The organism is Thermoanaerobacter siderophilus SR4 (assembly GCF_000262445.1).
GTDB classification, from domain to species: Bacteria; Bacillota; Thermoanaerobacteria; order Thermoanaerobacterales; family Thermoanaerobacteraceae; genus Thermoanaerobacter; species Thermoanaerobacter ethanolicus.
Window position 1 is genome coordinate 880,405 of sequence record NZ_CM001486.1, and the last position, 16,284, is coordinate 896,688.

The 16,284-nt window shown below is 35.3% G+C and carries 10 protein-coding genes and 3 pseudogenes; 4 read left to right on the top strand and 9 right to left on the bottom strand.

Annotated features, from left to right (window positions below; translation table 11 throughout):
* Window positions 1-64: 64 nt before the first annotated feature.
* Together THESIDRAFT1_RS12910 and THESIDRAFT1_RS04285 are read left to right on the top strand one after the other, a co-directional pair.
* Window positions 65-352, top strand: a pseudogene (locus THESIDRAFT1_RS12910) (transposase); the annotation flags it as partial.
* Window positions 322-894, top strand: coding sequence for a hypothetical protein (locus THESIDRAFT1_RS04285; protein WP_039929158.1), 573 nt, complete (start codon window positions 322-324; stop codon window positions 892-894). The pseudogene THESIDRAFT1_RS12910 and the gene THESIDRAFT1_RS04285, both read left to right, overlap by 31 nt.
* 261 nt (window positions 895-1,155) lie before the next feature.
* Here the strand turns inward: THESIDRAFT1_RS04285 and THESIDRAFT1_RS13360 are convergent, their stop codons facing one another.
* From THESIDRAFT1_RS13360 to THESIDRAFT1_RS04295, 3 genes are all read right to left on the bottom strand, one after another.
* Window positions 1,156-1,296 (bottom strand): hypothetical protein, encoded by a 141-nt coding sequence (locus tag THESIDRAFT1_RS13360; protein ID WP_004398757.1) that lies wholly within the window; start codon window positions 1,294-1,296, stop codon window positions 1,156-1,158.
* A gap of 188 nt (window positions 1,297-1,484) precedes the next feature.
* On the bottom strand, window positions 1,485-2,036 hold the full coding sequence (locus THESIDRAFT1_RS04290) for a hypothetical protein (RefSeq protein ID WP_006569620.1): 552 nt from the start codon (window positions 2,034-2,036) through the stop codon (window positions 1,485-1,487).
* Between the two features lie 411 nt (window positions 2,037-2,447).
* Window positions 2,448-3,263 carry an Rpn family recombination-promoting nuclease/putative transposase gene (locus tag THESIDRAFT1_RS04295; protein WP_006569621.1) on the bottom strand — a complete coding sequence of 272 codons (816 nt, stop codon included), beginning with the start codon at window positions 3,261-3,263 and terminating at the stop codon, window positions 2,448-2,450.
* A gap of 264 nt (window positions 3,264-3,527) precedes the next feature.
* On the opposite strand from THESIDRAFT1_RS04295, the pseudogene THESIDRAFT1_RS04300 reads away from it, so the two are divergent.
* Both THESIDRAFT1_RS04300 and THESIDRAFT1_RS04305 read left to right on the top strand, forming a co-directional pair.
* Window positions 3,528-4,014 (top strand): annotated as a pseudogene (locus THESIDRAFT1_RS04300) (Lrp/AsnC family transcriptional regulator).
* Window positions 4,011-5,179 (top strand): annotated as a pseudogene (locus THESIDRAFT1_RS04305) (aminotransferase class I/II-fold pyridoxal phosphate-dependent enzyme). The pseudogenes THESIDRAFT1_RS04300 and THESIDRAFT1_RS04305 overlap by 4 nt, the downstream one beginning before the upstream one ends.
* A 363-nt stretch (window positions 5,180-5,542) precedes the next feature.
* Here the strand turns inward: THESIDRAFT1_RS04305 and THESIDRAFT1_RS04310 are convergent.
* From THESIDRAFT1_RS04310 to THESIDRAFT1_RS04330, 6 genes are all read right to left on the bottom strand, one after another.
* The gene (locus tag THESIDRAFT1_RS04310; RefSeq protein ID WP_006569624.1) at window positions 5,543-10,222 is read right to left on the bottom strand and encodes a glycoside hydrolase family 66 protein; all 4,680 of its coding nucleotides are present in this window, start codon (window positions 10,220-10,222) and stop codon (window positions 5,543-5,545) included.
* Between the two features lie 550 nt (window positions 10,223-10,772).
* A complete protein-coding gene (locus THESIDRAFT1_RS04315; protein ID WP_244262748.1) occupies window positions 10,773-12,227 on the bottom strand; it encodes a glycoside hydrolase family 66 protein in 1,455 nt (484 codons plus the stop codon).
* A gap of 23 nt (window positions 12,228-12,250) precedes the next feature.
* Entirely contained in the window at window positions 12,251-12,472 is a 222-nt protein-coding gene (locus THESIDRAFT1_RS15080) for a hypothetical protein (protein ID WP_244262749.1), read from the bottom strand.
* Window positions 12,462-13,553: a glycoside hydrolase family 15 protein gene (locus tag THESIDRAFT1_RS04320; RefSeq protein WP_006569626.1), complete on the bottom strand. Its 1,092-nt coding sequence runs from the start codon at window positions 13,551-13,553 to the stop codon at window positions 12,462-12,464. Before THESIDRAFT1_RS04320 ends, THESIDRAFT1_RS15080 begins: the two co-directional genes overlap by 11 nt.
* A gap of 17 nt (window positions 13,554-13,570) precedes the next feature.
* Window positions 13,571-15,403, bottom strand: a complete 1,833-nt coding sequence (locus tag THESIDRAFT1_RS04325; protein ID WP_006569627.1) for a glycoside hydrolase family 66 protein — start codon at window positions 15,401-15,403, stop codon at window positions 13,571-13,573.
* Window positions 15,404-15,442: 39 nt separating this feature from the next.
* The gene (locus THESIDRAFT1_RS04330; RefSeq protein WP_003868296.1) at window positions 15,443-16,276 is read right to left on the bottom strand and encodes a carbohydrate ABC transporter permease; all 834 of its coding nucleotides are present in this window, start codon (window positions 16,274-16,276) and stop codon (window positions 15,443-15,445) included.
* Window positions 16,277-16,284: the final 8 nt, after the last annotated feature.

Here is a 16,284-nt window from a genome sequence, read left to right on the forward strand (position 1 = left end):
TAAGATCAGGGTTTTCCTGTTGTATTCGTTGAAACAGTAAAAAATATATCTATTGAAATTCGTCAATAGTTATTCGGAAAGTTCACTTTTAAACGATCTTAAAAGTTTGAATTTACCTTATTCTGAAGAAGAAATTACTAAAATCAAAAACAACCTTAAAAAAGAGCTAGATTTTTTCAAGTAAAGGGAACTACCACAAGAAGCATTTGCTATAATTATTGATGCTTATCATTGTGAAATTAAAGATTCTTCCAAAGTTAAAAAAGCTACCTGCTATATTGTTCTTGGTATTGATCTTGACGGCAAAGAAAACAAAGCTGATTGGAACAAAGTCTTCGAAGATTATTATACAGCTTTTCCAGTTACACTACTATTATCAGACAGAAGATTTTTGATAAGTCTCTTTTGTCTGAATTATCTAAAAAAGTATTTTTTGAAGCTGCACTACCAAAGCTTGTCGAAAAACTAAATGAAGAAAATAAAAAAATAATTCTAGAAAGAAACGAAGAAAGAAAGATACTCGCAAAAAGATATGAAGATGTTGTAAAAGGCATAAATATGATTGTAGACGTAATAGCACGAGGATATTTTCATCCCAGTCTTGATGATAAATTAACCGAACTTGAGCAGCAAAAAATCGAAATAGAAACAAGATTAAAAGAGATGGATAACTTACCTGATTCTTCTTTTGTAACAGAAGAAAAGATAAAAGAATACCTTCTAAAAGGCAAAGAAGTGTTGGAAGCGGGTGACCCTCACAAAATTAAACAAATTTTACCAACATATATCAATAAAATAATCGTCTACCCTGCTAGAATTGAAGCCCATTTCAGGCTTTCGGTAGACGATACAGTTTGCGCATGGATGGTAGCGGCGAATCGCTCTCAACTTTGAACGTACTTTATCCTACCTTCATCAAGAATCTTTTTCTGTTTTTATAGAAATCTTTAAAAATTTACTTTTGTAATCAAAGTTAATATTGAAGAGCACACAAGAAGCAATAAATACTATTAATGCAGTTATAATACTTAAAAAAACGGTCAATATTTTTGTTTCCCCCTTTTAATTTCTAAAAGATGTGGTATAATAATAAATGAAGGGACACTTCGGGTGTCATAGATATGTGGGATGTGGGAATAGGTAGATGTGAGCTACCTATTCTTTTTTTGTATTTATCTCTATTTTAAAATTTGCAATTTCTACTTTAATTGTTATGGATTTGGGTGCATTAACTACAATGTACAATCCTACAACTGCTGTTACCATAGTTAGTAGATTGATTATACTTTTTTCCACATCGGCATTCCCCCTTTCCTTATGTGAGATTTCCCGAAGTGCCCCATGCAGGGGAATGCCTTTTCCCACATATCTCGAAAATCTTTCTTCACATTAATTATTATATCATAACATATTCCAACATTTCTATACAAAATTTCTCAAAGTTTTCTCTTTAGTGCCATGGTAAAGTTAACGCTCTACTATTGCTATATCTTTATCTTAGTAAAATCGAACCCGTATTGATATGCTAAAATTGCTAGAGCTTCACTTAGCCCATATTCGTCAGCAGCATAATAGCTTTCAATGTTGTCCAAAATGCAGCTCTGCTCATTTCTTTTGCACAGTTTAATATGAGGGTAAGTTCCATTATGATGAGGCTGGTATAGTAGCATTAAATCTTCTTTTTCTGCTAATCTCATTAGTTTATCTTTTTTATATTTGTCTTTCTCTTTCAGTATTTTTCTGGCTGTGTTTCTAAATTTTTCAGCTTTCTCTCTTAAAGTTTTGTAGTCGAAGTCAACAGTAACGTAAGTATTGCCTCCAGCAAGTATGTCATCTGTATAGTCATCCCACCTTATATACTCATACTTTTTAGCAAAAGCTTCTACAAGCTTTTTAGAGACCTTCAAGTCTTTAATTCTAACTTCAATTGACTTATCTAAAAGGTATGTTTTAGCTCTGACGCTTACCTGCTTTGATGTTATGCCGTGCTTCTTTAGATTTTTTCTTATTTCCTCAGCAATTTCTCTAGCAGCCATTTTGCATTCCCTCCCCTAAAGTTTTTTACTCGCTCGTATTTGACAACCCAGCGCTATAGCTTACTTTCTTACGCCATGCACCCACACCTCCTCATTTTTTGGTTGGTTGTTGTTTGCCCCGGCAGTAAAAAACGAAGCAGCCTGCGAGCCGAAGGTCAAGGGGTCGGGGAGGGATACCGGATCGAGCGCAAGCAAGGGAGGATATGCTCACCGACCTACTAGGGCTTGCCCCTTGACCGATAGGCGAGCAGGCTTATAATTTCTCGTGCGGTGGCAAACAAAAAAGCACGACCGCTGCGGCTTTGCCGCCTGCGGTGGTGCTGTATTGATTCGGATTTTTGATTTGAGCGAAGCGAAAATGAAAAATCCGTACCGATGCTTGTAAAATAAAAAAAAGCCTTGATTTAGGCTCTAATTTAATAATTTTTTTATTTCTTCTACAGATAATTTGGTAATTTGAGCAATTTTGTTAATATCCATTCCTTCTTTTAGAAGTTCTTTGGCTATCTCTATACTTTTTTCTCTTTCCCCTTCTTTTTTACCCTTCTCTAATATTTCTCTGTATATTTTTGATTCCTCAAGTATAGACATTCCTATCACCTCCGAAAAAATCCTTTCTATAATTTCCTTATCATACACTATCCCTGCCAGTATCTGGGCTGATGTCACTATATTTTCCTTCTTTCCCTTATCTACTGGCATATCTCTTATTGCTTCAGCGCATTTCTTAAGATATTCCTCTTCCTCTTTTTGTCTCTTCTCTTTGTCTACCAGAGGTAAAAAAGCATATAAGTCGTAATATTTAGTTTCAGCAATATCTTCAAATTTTACTTCTCCCATGTCTATTAGCCTGTAGTGAAAGTTTAAAAAATTCTTTTTTCCTAAATGATAGTCTAATTTATCCTCCATCTTTAATTCATTTTTGCCAAAATAAATTACTACTTGGTACGGCACTAAGTTATGTTTTTCCATTATTTCTGTAGCGTATCTTAACATTCTATAGGGCATTTTATTGTCATTATATGTCTGAAATTCCATATGTAGAGCAATGTCACCGTAGTCAGTAGTGCATTTAAATATCATATCACTTTCTCTGCTTTCAACTATTGTAAACTCGATATTAAGTTCATCTATTTTTGTGTATGTAAGTCCTAAAAAATATGATGCTATATCATCAGCAAGATTTGAAAATATACTTTTGGCAGCAATATCGTATTCTTGTCCCATATGAAAATTTCCCCCTTTGCTTCTACTGTAATTATATCACAGTTGAGTCAATTACCAAATATTAAAATCTCATTTGATTGCATACAAAAATTTGATCTTTTAAAATCCAAAAATTCATCATACTTGTTCAAAACAAAAAATCAACATAGACTTGACATTAATTACTTCTAAAATTCCTCACTTCAACTTATTAAATTATTGAATCGCATTCATGTTAGTATTATAATGATGAATAAAATATCATTCAGGAAGAAGGGCAAAAGTATGGACAAAACCATGAAAATTATTGAACTTTTACAAGAAAACAGCCGGCTTACGGAAAAGCAAATTGTGGTAGCTCTTGAGCTTACTGAAGAAGAAGTAAGAAATACAATAAAAGAGCTTGAAGACAAAAAAATAATCCTAAAATATTCTCACTAATAAACTGGGAAAAAACAAATTGTGAAATAGTTACCGCTCTCATAGACGTAAAAGTAGCACCACAACAAGACCTGGGATTTAACGCCATAGCTCAAGAATATGCCAGTTTGAAGAAGTAAAATCTGTATCCTTGATCTCTGGAACATATGACCTTTCCGTAGAAGTAGAAGGCAAAACTATGAAAGAAATAGCGCTATTTGTGGCTGAAAAGCTCGCTCCTATTAAAGGAGTATTGAGCACCACAACCCACTTTATACTGATAAGGTATAAAAAAGATGGTGTTTTATTTGAAGAAAATCAAGACGACAAAAGACTGGTGATAACACCATGAATACAAACAAATACATATCTGAGGTAGTAAAAAGTATACCATCATCTAGAATTAGGAAATTTTTTGATCTTGTAACTAACTCAAAAAATATAATATCATTAGGAGTTGGCGAACCAGATTTTGTAACTCCATGGAAAATAAGAAAAGAAGAAATTGAGACCCTAAATAGGGGAAATACCACATATACATCAAACTTAGGTCTACTCGAACTTAGAATAGCCATCTCTTACTTTTTAAAAAGAAACATTATAACTTAAATTACTACCCTGAGAAAGAAATTATGGTTACTATTGGTGCTTGCGAAGCTATTGATTTAGCGCTTAGAGCCCTTTTAAACGATGGTGATGAAGTCCTAATTCCCGAACCCAGCTATGTCTCATATGCCCCCTGCGTAATTCTGACAAGAGGTGTTCCTGTATTCATACCTACTGATGAAAAAAACAATTTTATACTTACTCCTGATGACCTAAAATCAAAAATAACTTCAAAGACGAAAGTATTAATTTTGCCTTATCCCAATAACCCCACAGATGCAATCATGAAAAAAGAAGAATTAGAAGAAATTGCAGATGTGATAATTGAAAATGATTTGATCGTAATTTCTGACGAAATATATAGCGAACTGATCTATAAAGGGAAACACGTAAGCATAGCCTCGCTTCCAGGGATGAAAGAAAGGACAATACTTATAAACGGCTTTTCAAAAGCTTTTGCCATGACAGGCTGGAGGTTAGGATACATTGCAGCAGAGCATGAATTTATAGAAGCAATGAACAAAATTCATCAGTATACAACAATATGTGCTCCAATCACTGCGCAGTACGCAGCCATAAAAGGGATATACGAATGTGAAGAAGATATAGTAAAGATGCGTGAAACGTACAACCAGAGAAGAAAGTTTATCGTAAATGGATTTCGTGAAATAGGTTTTGACTGTTTTGAACCAAAAGGAGCTTTCTATATTTTTCCTCCAATAAAAAAGACAGGTATGACTTCTCAGGAATTTTGTAAAAAGCTCCTAAAAGAAGAAAAGGTAGCAGTAGTACCCGGAAATGCATTTGGTCCAAGCTGTGAAGGATACATCCGCGTATCGTATGCATATTCTATAGATAAAATAGCAAAAGCTCTTGAAAGAATAAAACATTTTGCTGAAAAAATATTGTGAAAAGTAAATATTCAGTTTTATACATCTTATTTGTATCACAATATTTCTACCTAATTTTCATCTATCCTAACTAGACAACATTTAACTATACTTTAATTTAGCAATCCGAAATTTTAACTTTAAATCTTTTCTTCATTTTTCTTATTTTGTGTTGAATTTAAAAATAAGGCTTCTCTCCCTTGTATATACTATGAGGAAGAGAAACCTTGTATATACCTTTATTTTCCAATTTTTGTACTTTACATTATTCACTTGTAAAAATTTCATCTAATATATCATTTTATCTTTTAATTCCCTTTCGCGTCTAGAGTCAGAAAATATTTAATCTTATAAAAATCAAACTTATCATTCTCAGCAATAGATTTAAAAATCAGGTAATCGTGGATCAAACTGGTTTGAGTAAGTAAGAACCGCCATCTGAAACCAGGAGCCCGTCACTGGTTCAACTGCCGTACTGATAAGCGGTTGACCATTGGTCCAGTCCACAGCTTCACCGGGTGTGACATAGCCACGAGCAGTTCGGCTGACATACCACTTAAGCCGAGCCAGTGCAGTGGCATCATCACCCCTCCAATGCTCAATCATAGATGCGTACATAGTCATTTGTGGCCAAACTGGTTCGGCTGCGCCAGCCTCATACTGTCCACCGGGGCTATATGGACTAGAATAATAGAACTCATCGTTTTCATATCGAGCAATGCCGTACCTGTCATGGGTCAGCCGTGATAGTACCTTAATGCGGTGATCTCGAATCCTAGTATCAGTCGGTGAAAGAAGACCAAAGACCCAAATCAAGTCCGATGAAGCATCAACCGTCGTTCGCGCTGTACCGTCTGTATTGATCGCCCGATTAAAATAGCGATTAGATTCATTCCAGAGACCTCGTGGTGAAGACAAAAACGATCGTAGAATCGCATCCTTGATGATTTGAGCACCCGACAAATAGTTATTTGCACGAGTAATATCACCTTTTTCTTGGGCTAACAACCGTCCAGCATTCAATCCTGCGGCATAAGTAACTTGAGTAAAAATATTATACTCGACCTGCTCCTCCCAGATAGAAGCATCAGCCGGACCAAACCCAGAAGCACCAATGTTTTTGTAGATGAAATCACCAGCGCGGGTTACCTGCGTCCAAATGTTATTCAGAAAAGTCGTTGCTGCCGAAGGATCGCGGGATTTAAGTAAACTGTAATGCTGGTAAACCCCAATGAGAAAAAGTCCAATGGCATCGTGTTCAGGCTCCACAAACGAGATCCATTCATTTGCCTTCCATACATTGTAATTTGTATGCCATGTCCCATCTGTATTTTGAACAGAGGCCATCCAGTTCCAATACTTTTCTGCCTCAGAAAGATGATTAGCAGCATCCATTCCCATAGCCGTTACAGCCGAGTCACGAACCCACACCTTGTATTGATAAGAGGGATTTGTAGCCGCGGGCCAAGAACCAAACTCCGGATGTTGTGCCTGTTTGTTTATGATGAGGCTCCGATCAAAGGCAGTATTGATACCAATATCAGACGTATTAACCCGCTGGCCGCTGTTAAGCCAATTATTATACTCGGCAGCAGTTTGGGTAAACCAGTAGTCAGCTGTCTGAGATCGAGCTAAATCTGCTGCTGCTTCCGCTTCCTCCTGGGTTGAACCGATAGCATAATAAAAAGCCAATGTTACGCTGCCTCCAGCAGGCACAGTAATAAGTTTCTGAAAACCCATGCTAAGATTCTGTGACCAAAGATCACCGCACCTATTTAGAACACCGTTGGCGTCGAACTGATACCACGGTGATGACGTCTGACTGTTAGGATTGGAATCGGCGTCATTACCCACCTGATAACTATCCATAGTCTGAAAAGCACCCAATTCAATATAGAACTGACCAGTCTGGCTCATGTCAGTACCAAGTGCATTTCGACTCACGTCCCACCAGCCGTGTTGCCACCCTGGATTCGGATCGCTACTAGTTTTGTTGTTCAAATGAACTTGTTCTAGAAAGTTTAAAGTACGTGCGTTACTTGTCTGGTTTAAAAAAGTATATTTGATCACAAGAAAATTTTGGTTAGGCACCATAGCGTATTGTTTGGTGATCTGTACTGGCAAGGCTGAGCCATTATAGTTCAGATATCTCACGGTAAGGGTCCCGTCGTTTTCAAACCATGCTTCAGAATCAAAACTATGAGCATTAGTATACTTTATGGGAGTAAGATCCGTTTCATCCCGGAAAAAAGCAGTTGCATCTACGATTTGATTAGTAGGCCAATCGCCTCTGAAATGAAGTTCAGCCAGGCGAGGACCATAATTTCCATTATCAGTCGGGCTTAATTTGCTAGCCATGTGAATACCTATCAAATTGGACCAGTTATTCATCCAAAAGGAGCGGGCTGAAGTTCTTGCTGAAGTAGTTTGTTGTAGAACAATCAGGTTATCAAGATTGATAGCACCATCATTTTCAGGACTGTACCAAAGTACCACTTGATGAACACCTGCTGAAAGCCATACAGTGGTTTCCACTGTGTCCCACACATCCCAGTTATAAAGATTTCGGAATTGGAGAGTACCTGCATACTGACCATCAATAAATAAATTTCGCGTAGCAATAGTAGTACCGCCGTTCCCATATCGGAATCGAAGCGTGTAAGTATCACTAGTTGGAACATTTATAATAAACGATACACCTTTACCACTAGCATCAAAGTTGTCTACAAAACCGCTGCCAGTATATCCTGTATGATCGGTATTGATGTTAGTGCCACTTTTAATAGCATATTCTGCTTCATACTGTCCATCTGGCGGTGTGGTTATCGTACGCTTTACATAAATCATATCCCAGTACTTTAGGCTTGGCACAGTAAACTGGATATAGTTACCTCGGCTATCATTACCCGTCGTATAAATGAGTGGAATGGTCATGCCGTGATCGAGGTCCGGACTGGCAAGATATACGCCACTGACGGCAGCATTAGGTCCTGGATAGTATTTAACTCCAATGTTGCTTTGGAAAGTAGGCTGAACAGCTGGGTTACGCCACTGGTCATCATTACCCATTAGGTTAATCAAGTGTATGATATCATAATCAGACTTGCGTTTAACCATTTGCCAAATAGTACCAGAAGTTCCGTTACCGCTTAAAGGTTGTCCGGTGGTCAGTGCAATCCATTGGTTGCCTTGGTCAGCTGGAACTATATTAGGATCAAAGAGTAAATTTTCATAAGCAGTAGCAAAACTATAGTAGTCTCTCATCGCTGCCTTGAGAGAATTACGCATTGACTTGGAACGGTTCGGATAGTATTCATGCGCTAACATCTGATTAGTATCACCAAGCTCAATGTGTGTAGCACCGCTAGCAAACATCATTGCATCTGCCAATCGAACTGAATGTTCCTCAAACTCTCCAAGAGTTAAATGATCAACGTTTATAGCCCCTATATTGTCACTGTCGTACTTTAATGTCACACTATGAGTACCAGCAGTAAGTCCCTCTATTTGAATCCAGGCGTCTGCCACCCAAGTATCCCAATTCACCTGATTAGCAAATGAGACTTGTCCCAGCAATCGTCCATCTACATAAACATTACGAGTAGCAGTAGCACCAGTGGCATTTGCATAACGGAAAACAAACGAATAATCACCAGTCTCAGGGAAGTCAATTGTCCACGTGATAGAATCACCCACCGTTTCAAATCCATCGACAAAGCCAGTGCCCGTATAACCAGGATGGTTTGTATTGACACTAACACCTGATAGAATAGCGGATTCAGCTTCATATATTGGACCGTATTCCTGGTTGTAATTCATATAAGCTGCAAGTACAACAGGCTTGCCACCATTGTTTTGCCTGAGCCATTCGATGTAATTTCGGAGATCATTATATGTGTTAGCTTTCCACCAAATCTCGCTGAAGTCAAAGTCGCTGGCACCATAACGAGCAATTTCTCCCGCTGCCCAACCATTCACTGTGCCATCAACAATATTAAAAGTAACAACATTCTTTTTTGCATTATTAGATTCTAATTCTGACTTAACTTGTTGAAGAAACTGAGCGAATGTACTAGGCAAAGTAACGGAAAAGCCAGTATAATCGTAAACATTGTCTCGCTGCCCCATTTGATCGATCTGTATGCCGTCAAAACCTGCCGTATTGATAGCATCTTTGTATTCACTAATGATCCAACTCTGCCAATTCACATTTGCTGGATTAAAAAGCCACAGAAACTTGCCATTATGAAAATCCACGTTAAACTGGCTTTGATGTGCCGTATCTTGAAAGATACCCCAGGTAGGGCTGATTCCCCACATTTGTTCATATCCTTCACGAGCTGCATAACTCATAGCGTAAGCCATGGCATAAGCATTAAAGGAGTGAACTGCTGCAACATTGTTTTGTATAGTTTGCCAAGAAAGTGTGCGATCAAAAAGATCAACCCAAGTAGAATCTATAACTCCATTGGTTCGCTTAATTAGCTTCTCATGTCGCCACATCCAGTCGTAAAATTGAAAAAGATTAAGATGATAGTCTTCCACCATCTGTTTAACCATATCTGTGGATTGCTGGACAGTCTGTGAAACAGGAAAGTTTGAGATAAAACCATAGCGAGGAAACCGAAGCGGAGAGGAACTTACATCGATACCTGTTCCATTGAAATCTGTACTTCCTGCCGCAATTCCGGCATAATAACCAACAAAGTCGGTAGGTGGAGCAGTCCATGTGAATGTGATTGTGGTTGAATCCCCATTGGCAAGAGTAACTGACTGACTTGCAGTGTAAATTTGGCTTTCTAGTTTATTAATCTGAAGAGTTAAAGTGCCTGACCATGTTGAACCAGTTTTATTAATTAAATCAGCACTAATAGTAACAAGATCCCCTGGATTATATCGAGCTTTATCTGTATAAACCCGTTGAATCAAATTACCTGTTGAAGCAGCATAAGCAACAGAAACTCCTGGTGAGATAGGATAAGTAAATAATGTGAAAAAGTTAGACAACACGAAAATTACTATTAAAATTGTTATAAAGAGTTTTCTTCTATAAAGAGACAACATAATCAAAAACACCTCCTCATTTTATTTTTTGGTTTCCGGAGAATAACTTCAAAGTCATCATAAAATTAGTGGTTCTGCTATATATTTTCAAAGGAATTCCCCTGTTTTTGGCGAATTTTTGCACAAAATACGCACAAAAACAAAATGAAGGGAACCCTATGAAAACTAATAATAACCAATTGTTGTTTTTAGATAGATAAATAGATAATATCTAATACTTTCCTCAGACTCTATTCCTCTCACTTAATATTTCAATTTTTTTATTATGAAACTGAAAAATGTAGTATATGTACTTCTTATTGACAATACATATATCTACCTCGCATAATTTCTCTCATTTTTTATACCATAACTCGCCAAGTTTATATCGTTAGCATCATTACACAATGGTAGCAAATAGGAATACCTCAGTTTCTCAAAAAAATTTTTATACAAGGTTTGTGCTTATCCTAATCTTCTAGATAAAAATAGCAATAAAATGAAGAGAGCTTAAATATAAGAAATAGCTCAAATATGTCCCATTTATCTATCTTTGAAATATTATATTAGTTTAACTCTCACAAACTATATAAACCATATCCCAAACTCTTAATTGTGGTATAACAAATCTAATAGCTTTCCCATGTTCATGAGGTACATATTCATAATCCAGTTTCTTCGGTTTACCAGAATCGATGTCTGGTGATGCTAAATATATACTTTTTACATTTTCTACTACAAGAGCAATAACTTCGATATTATTTATAATTTTGGATCTCTTTTCTTTCCCTTCATTCCACTTTGTGCTTTCTAGTCCAGTAAAGTTAATAAAATGTATTATTTTATATCCCGGTTTTTCTTTTATTAAAGTCCATACGCTATCCTTTTCAGCTTTTGGTGAAAACTTTGTACCTTTAAATACATACTCACCATTTATTCCTCCTGTATGTGTCATAGTATTATCAACAATATTAAAATCATATAAAAGTTCTTCATATCTTACAATGAAATCATAATAATTTCTTAGCTCTCTAACGAATCTCTCATTGTCTATCATTGTATAATTAGGATAATAGGCCTCTGTTAATATGCCGTTTAATTCACCAAGCAAAAGATGAAAGCCGCCACTTGCAAATATTGTAGCCATCGTCATAATTGTCGCATTTTCTGCATATTCTACTGGGACATTTGATCTTTTTGAAAAAGGCTCCATGTATGCTGCAAGAATAACCTGCTTATCAGGAGCATATTTTTTCGCATTTGTAATTAAATTATATAAATCCTGATATGTATCATTTGGAGGCCATACTTCTATATATACAACATCCTGTTTCGCACTTGCTACTGTATCAATAGGCCAGTTATTTACAGCATTAAAAATTAAAGCAGGTTTATATCCATTTTTTTCGATATACTCCATTGTGTCATTAATTAACACAGGAAATTCATTCCTTAGTCTTCTTATCTTTTTCACACCACCAGCAATACTTAAAGCCTCTTTGGGGAAACCGTACTGGTCCATGTGTATACCATCAAATCCAAATTTAATAGCCTTTAAAAATTCAGATATTATGTGATCATGCCATCCAGATTCCTTTGATATATCCATAATGTAAATCAAATTTATAAGGTCAAAAACAGTTCCATCATTTTTATACAGTGCCCAATCTTTATGTTTATCATAAAATTCTTTTTCACAACCGTAAACAGCACCATAAGCAATAGCTGTCATACCAAATTTATGCGCATAATTAATTTTTTGCTTTACTACATCAATTAATAGGTTTCTACCAAGAGGATCAGCAAAACTATTAGTCGGGGGTAACAGTTCATGATGTCTATACATCCAGTCATAAAACTGTACTACATTTATATGATATTTGTTCAACTGTACTAAATCTTTATCATCGTTTTTATCTCTATCAAAAAAATCCGATAGAAAACCGTATCTCGGTGCTAATTTCCATGACTCGGTAATATCAAACGATGTTGATAAACTGTTAATCTTTTCATTATTCCTGTACAAATCCACTTCAACCCCAAAGCCCATCATTTCTTTTTCGTTTTTTCTATATTAAACTCAAAAACAACTTTTTCGTCATGCAATTTTAATTCTTTTTCTGTTTTATAAAGTATGTCATGAAAATTTAAAACAGTACACGATACAGTATAGTTACCTAAATCATCCGTTACCTCAAATGTTGCAATAATTTCAACTTTTTCACCAGGCCTATATTGTGATTTTGACGGATACACATCTTTAATCCTCAAGTTGTACACCTGCCTTTTTAAGTTCATAGTCAAGTACTAAATACATAGCGTGTGACCACAATAATGGCTTTGCAATATTACCCCACTTATTAACCCAATAGGGATAATAAACTTCATTATTTAAATGATAAGGTACCTGTTCTGGCAGATATCCATTTTCATCCGCTTGCTCTTCTATCCATTTTTTTACTTCTTCCGCTTTTTTATAATCACCTGATTTGCAATAGTAAAGCCCCATCCATGCAGATAATAATATCCATTGGCCGCCACCATAATAAGTATCTTTTCTATAGCGGTGCATTCCCCCATTGTGTAAAAGTTCTTTTTCTATTCTTTTAATTGTATTTAGAAATATCTCATCATTTACATCAACTACTTCAAAAGGTATTGCCAGCCATATCAAACTACTGTCAACATCCTTACTTCCAATGTATTTTACAAAACTATTTTCAACAACACAGTTTGTCAAAATATAGGCTTTTATTTTATTCGCTAATTCTTTAACTTTATCATCATTTAAATACTTGTTTATAGAATTAAGTCCCCCATAAAGGCATGCTAGCGTAGAGGTATGTATTTTATCACTATTTTCTTCCCATACATCAAAATTAGGATAATACCATAAATTATCAATGTATTTAATTGTAATATCTATGCTTTTGAAAAAATCATTTATGAGTTCCGTCTTACCTGTAATTTTTATATGTTCTGATAATCCCCAAAGCCATGTGCCATATCCATCAAGTTGAAAATTACCCCATCCACTATCTTTCTCTTCATAACCTTCCAGCGTATATCGCGCATAAAGAAAGTCATTCGGTTCAAGTTTATTGCCATTTTTTATTTTCTCTATAATTTTATCCACTTTATAACTATATCTTATTATCACTTCATTTAGCCAACGATAAAATTTCTTTGCTTCAGCATACTGCTCCACTAAATCCATAGAATACGCAATGAAACTGCCATCTCTCAACCAACTGAAATGATATGTTGGGAATGAAGGTGATGCTATAAATGAACCATATTCTGATTGATTATTTTTAATAATTTTAATACTCTTTTCTACCAAATTCTCCATTTCAATTCCTCCAAAAATTATTTTTTAATAAATATCATGTCCCAGTATTGCAGTTCAGGAACAGATATTTCCAGATATTTACCTTTACTATCTTCCTTCTTTTTAAATTGAAGTTTCATAACCTTACCATTATTAATATCTGGTGAAGCAAGATAAACATTTTTAATATTATCATCTTTTAAGTAATACTTCACCTTAAAATCTTTTATTATAGGTGGCGCACTATAATTCCCTAGATCATCTCTCCAATTCGAAACCTCAATACCAAGTAAATTTATCATGTGTATAACATCATACCCTTCTTTTTGTTTCGCATATGTCCATACTGTTCGTGCTGAACCGTTATTACTTATCTCAACTCCAGGTATTTCTATTTTGTTATCTGATTCTTTAAGCCCATCTCTTAACAAATTTTCATATGCTGTTAAAAAGTCATAGTAATTTCTCATAGCTTTTACAAGTGATTCCGACATTTTTAAATTTGCTGACGGAAAATACTCTTTTGAAAGCATTCCCGTATCACCAAGCTCAATGTGGTCGCCACCAGCAGCAAATATTGCAGCATCAGTAAGTCTTACACTATGTTCATTAAATTCACCACTTCTATTTGCAATGCCATAATTCATATACGCAGCTACAACGGTGGCTTTCTTGCCATCAGAATAATTATATCCATTATCGACAGTTTGTTTTAAAAAGTTATAATGAGCTCTTGCCGGCGGCCAAATTTCCACATATAAAAAGTCTACGTCAGCACCAGACGCAACATTAATAAGACCATATTCATTTACAGTATTGCATACTATTCTTTTCCCTAATACCTTTTTCGCATTGTTTAAAAAATCTGCATATGTCATAGATAGTTCTACCGGATTCCCTTTGTAGTCATAAACTGTGCCTCTCGGCCCTAATGTATCGACATGCCATACATCAAAGTTATAAACCATAAAAACATCTTTTTCAGCACTAAAAATGTAATTTTGCCAATCCTTATTTTCAGGATTAAAAAGGTACAATCTATCTGTCGCCCATGTATGTGGAAGAGGGTGGTTATCTTGTTCTTCATGATTGGGCTCTTTATAAAGACCCCACTCTGGTTTCGCCCCGTCTTTTACATAATCGAAATATCCTCCATACATAAGATTATAATTTGCAGCCATCATGTTTTTAGAATGAGCAAGTTCAATGTAGTCCTTAACTGTCTGGCCATAGATATCCCTGTTTGCTATGTCTTTCCATTTTGGATCTGGGTTTTCAACTGTCCCGGCTAACGGCTTGTTATGTTTGTATTGCCAGTCATAAAACAATAATCCGTTTAAATGATATTTATTAAGGACTTCAATAATAAGGGCAGATTTTTCCTTACTCTGTTCCGGAAAATTAGCTATATATCCGTATCTTGGGAATTTTGACCAATCAGAAGAAACATCCACAGCAGTATTCTTGTTATCTATTGCTTTATTTCCTTTTACGGCATAGACTTCCACTAAATATCCTTTAAAATCATCTTTTGGAGCTTCCCAAAATATATTCAATTGTTTTTTCTGACCACTTTTTATATTTACTTGTATTTTTGCTTTCCCCACAATACTCTCAAGATGTTTATAAAAAATATAAATCGTTCCACGAAAATCTTCTTGTAGTTCATTATTCAATTCTATCTTTACGGTTACTTTATCACTTGGATAATATCTTGCTTTATCTGTATATACATCGCTTATTAGTTTGCCTTTTGTTAAAGCTACTATATTATTGTCATCTTTAAAACTAAAAATATTTCTATACATGTAGAGTGCTCCAAATATAGCAGTTGATATTATTAATATTAACGCAATAATCTTTTTACTCAATTTTTAATCCTCTCCCATATTTATGAAACTCTATTATGCTCAACCTTTCAAAGCTCCTTCTTGGATACCTCCCCTTATAAAATACTTTTGGAATATGATAAATATTAAAATTATTGGTATAACAGCTATCAATGATGCTGCAAATACAAGTCCCCATTTTGTTGCAAACTGTCCCTGAAACATTCTTATCGCAATGGGCAATGTTCTTTTTATTGGGGTCTTTATTAATGTCAATGCAGTGAAAAACTCATCCCATGTACCTGAAAAAGCAAAAATTGCAAAAGTTGCTAATGCAGGTTTTGAAAGTGGCAGTATTATGTGTCTGTATATAGTCCACCTAGAACCTCCATCAATAATAATTGACTCTTCCAATTCTCTTGGTATCTGTTCAAAAAAGCCCTTCAAAAAAAATGTATTTCCTGCAATTCCTCCTCCTACATACAGGAGTAAAAGTCCTGTATATGTGTCAACAAGATGCATTCCATTAATAACCGTATATTGTGCTACAATGTTTAAAACTCCTGGTACCATCATTGTAAAAAGATAGATATTAAAAATTAAATTTTTGCCAGGAAAATTGAACCTTGCAAACCCATATGCTGATAAGGTAGAAATAAAGAGAGACAATATTGTATTCGTTATTGCGAGAAATAAGCTATTTAAAAAGTATCTTTCGAAATTGTTAGCATTCCACGCCTCTATAAAATTGCCTAAGTATAAAGATTTTGGTATTAAAATAGGAGGATATGGCATAACATACGTATCTTGTGTCAAAGCTGTAGCTACCATGTACATAAAAGGAATAACCATGGCAGCAGAACAAATCAATAGCAAAATATGAATAATAAGTTGACCAAATTTGCTTTTAACCATAAATATTG

Bases quoted from the DNA above. Each gene is read 5' to 3' on its own strand.
- THESIDRAFT1_RS04290 (WP_006569620.1), bottom strand. From the start codon at position 2,036: ATGGCTGCTAGAGAAATTGCTGAGGAAATAAGAAAAAATCTAAAGAAG.
- THESIDRAFT1_RS04330 (WP_003868296.1), bottom strand. From the start codon at position 16,276: ATGGTTAAAAGCAAATTTGGTCAACTTATTATTCATATTTTGCTATTG.
- THESIDRAFT1_RS04310 (WP_006569624.1), bottom strand. From the start codon at position 10,222: ATGTTGTCTCTTTATAGAAGAAAACTCTTTATAACAATTTTAATAGTA.
- THESIDRAFT1_RS04320 (WP_006569626.1), bottom strand. From the start codon at position 13,553: ATGGAGAATTTGGTAGAAAAGAGTATTAAAATTATTAAAAATAATCAA.
- THESIDRAFT1_RS04295 (WP_006569621.1), bottom strand. From the start codon at position 3,263: ATGGGACAAGAATACGATATTGCTGCCAAAAGTATATTTTCAAATCTT.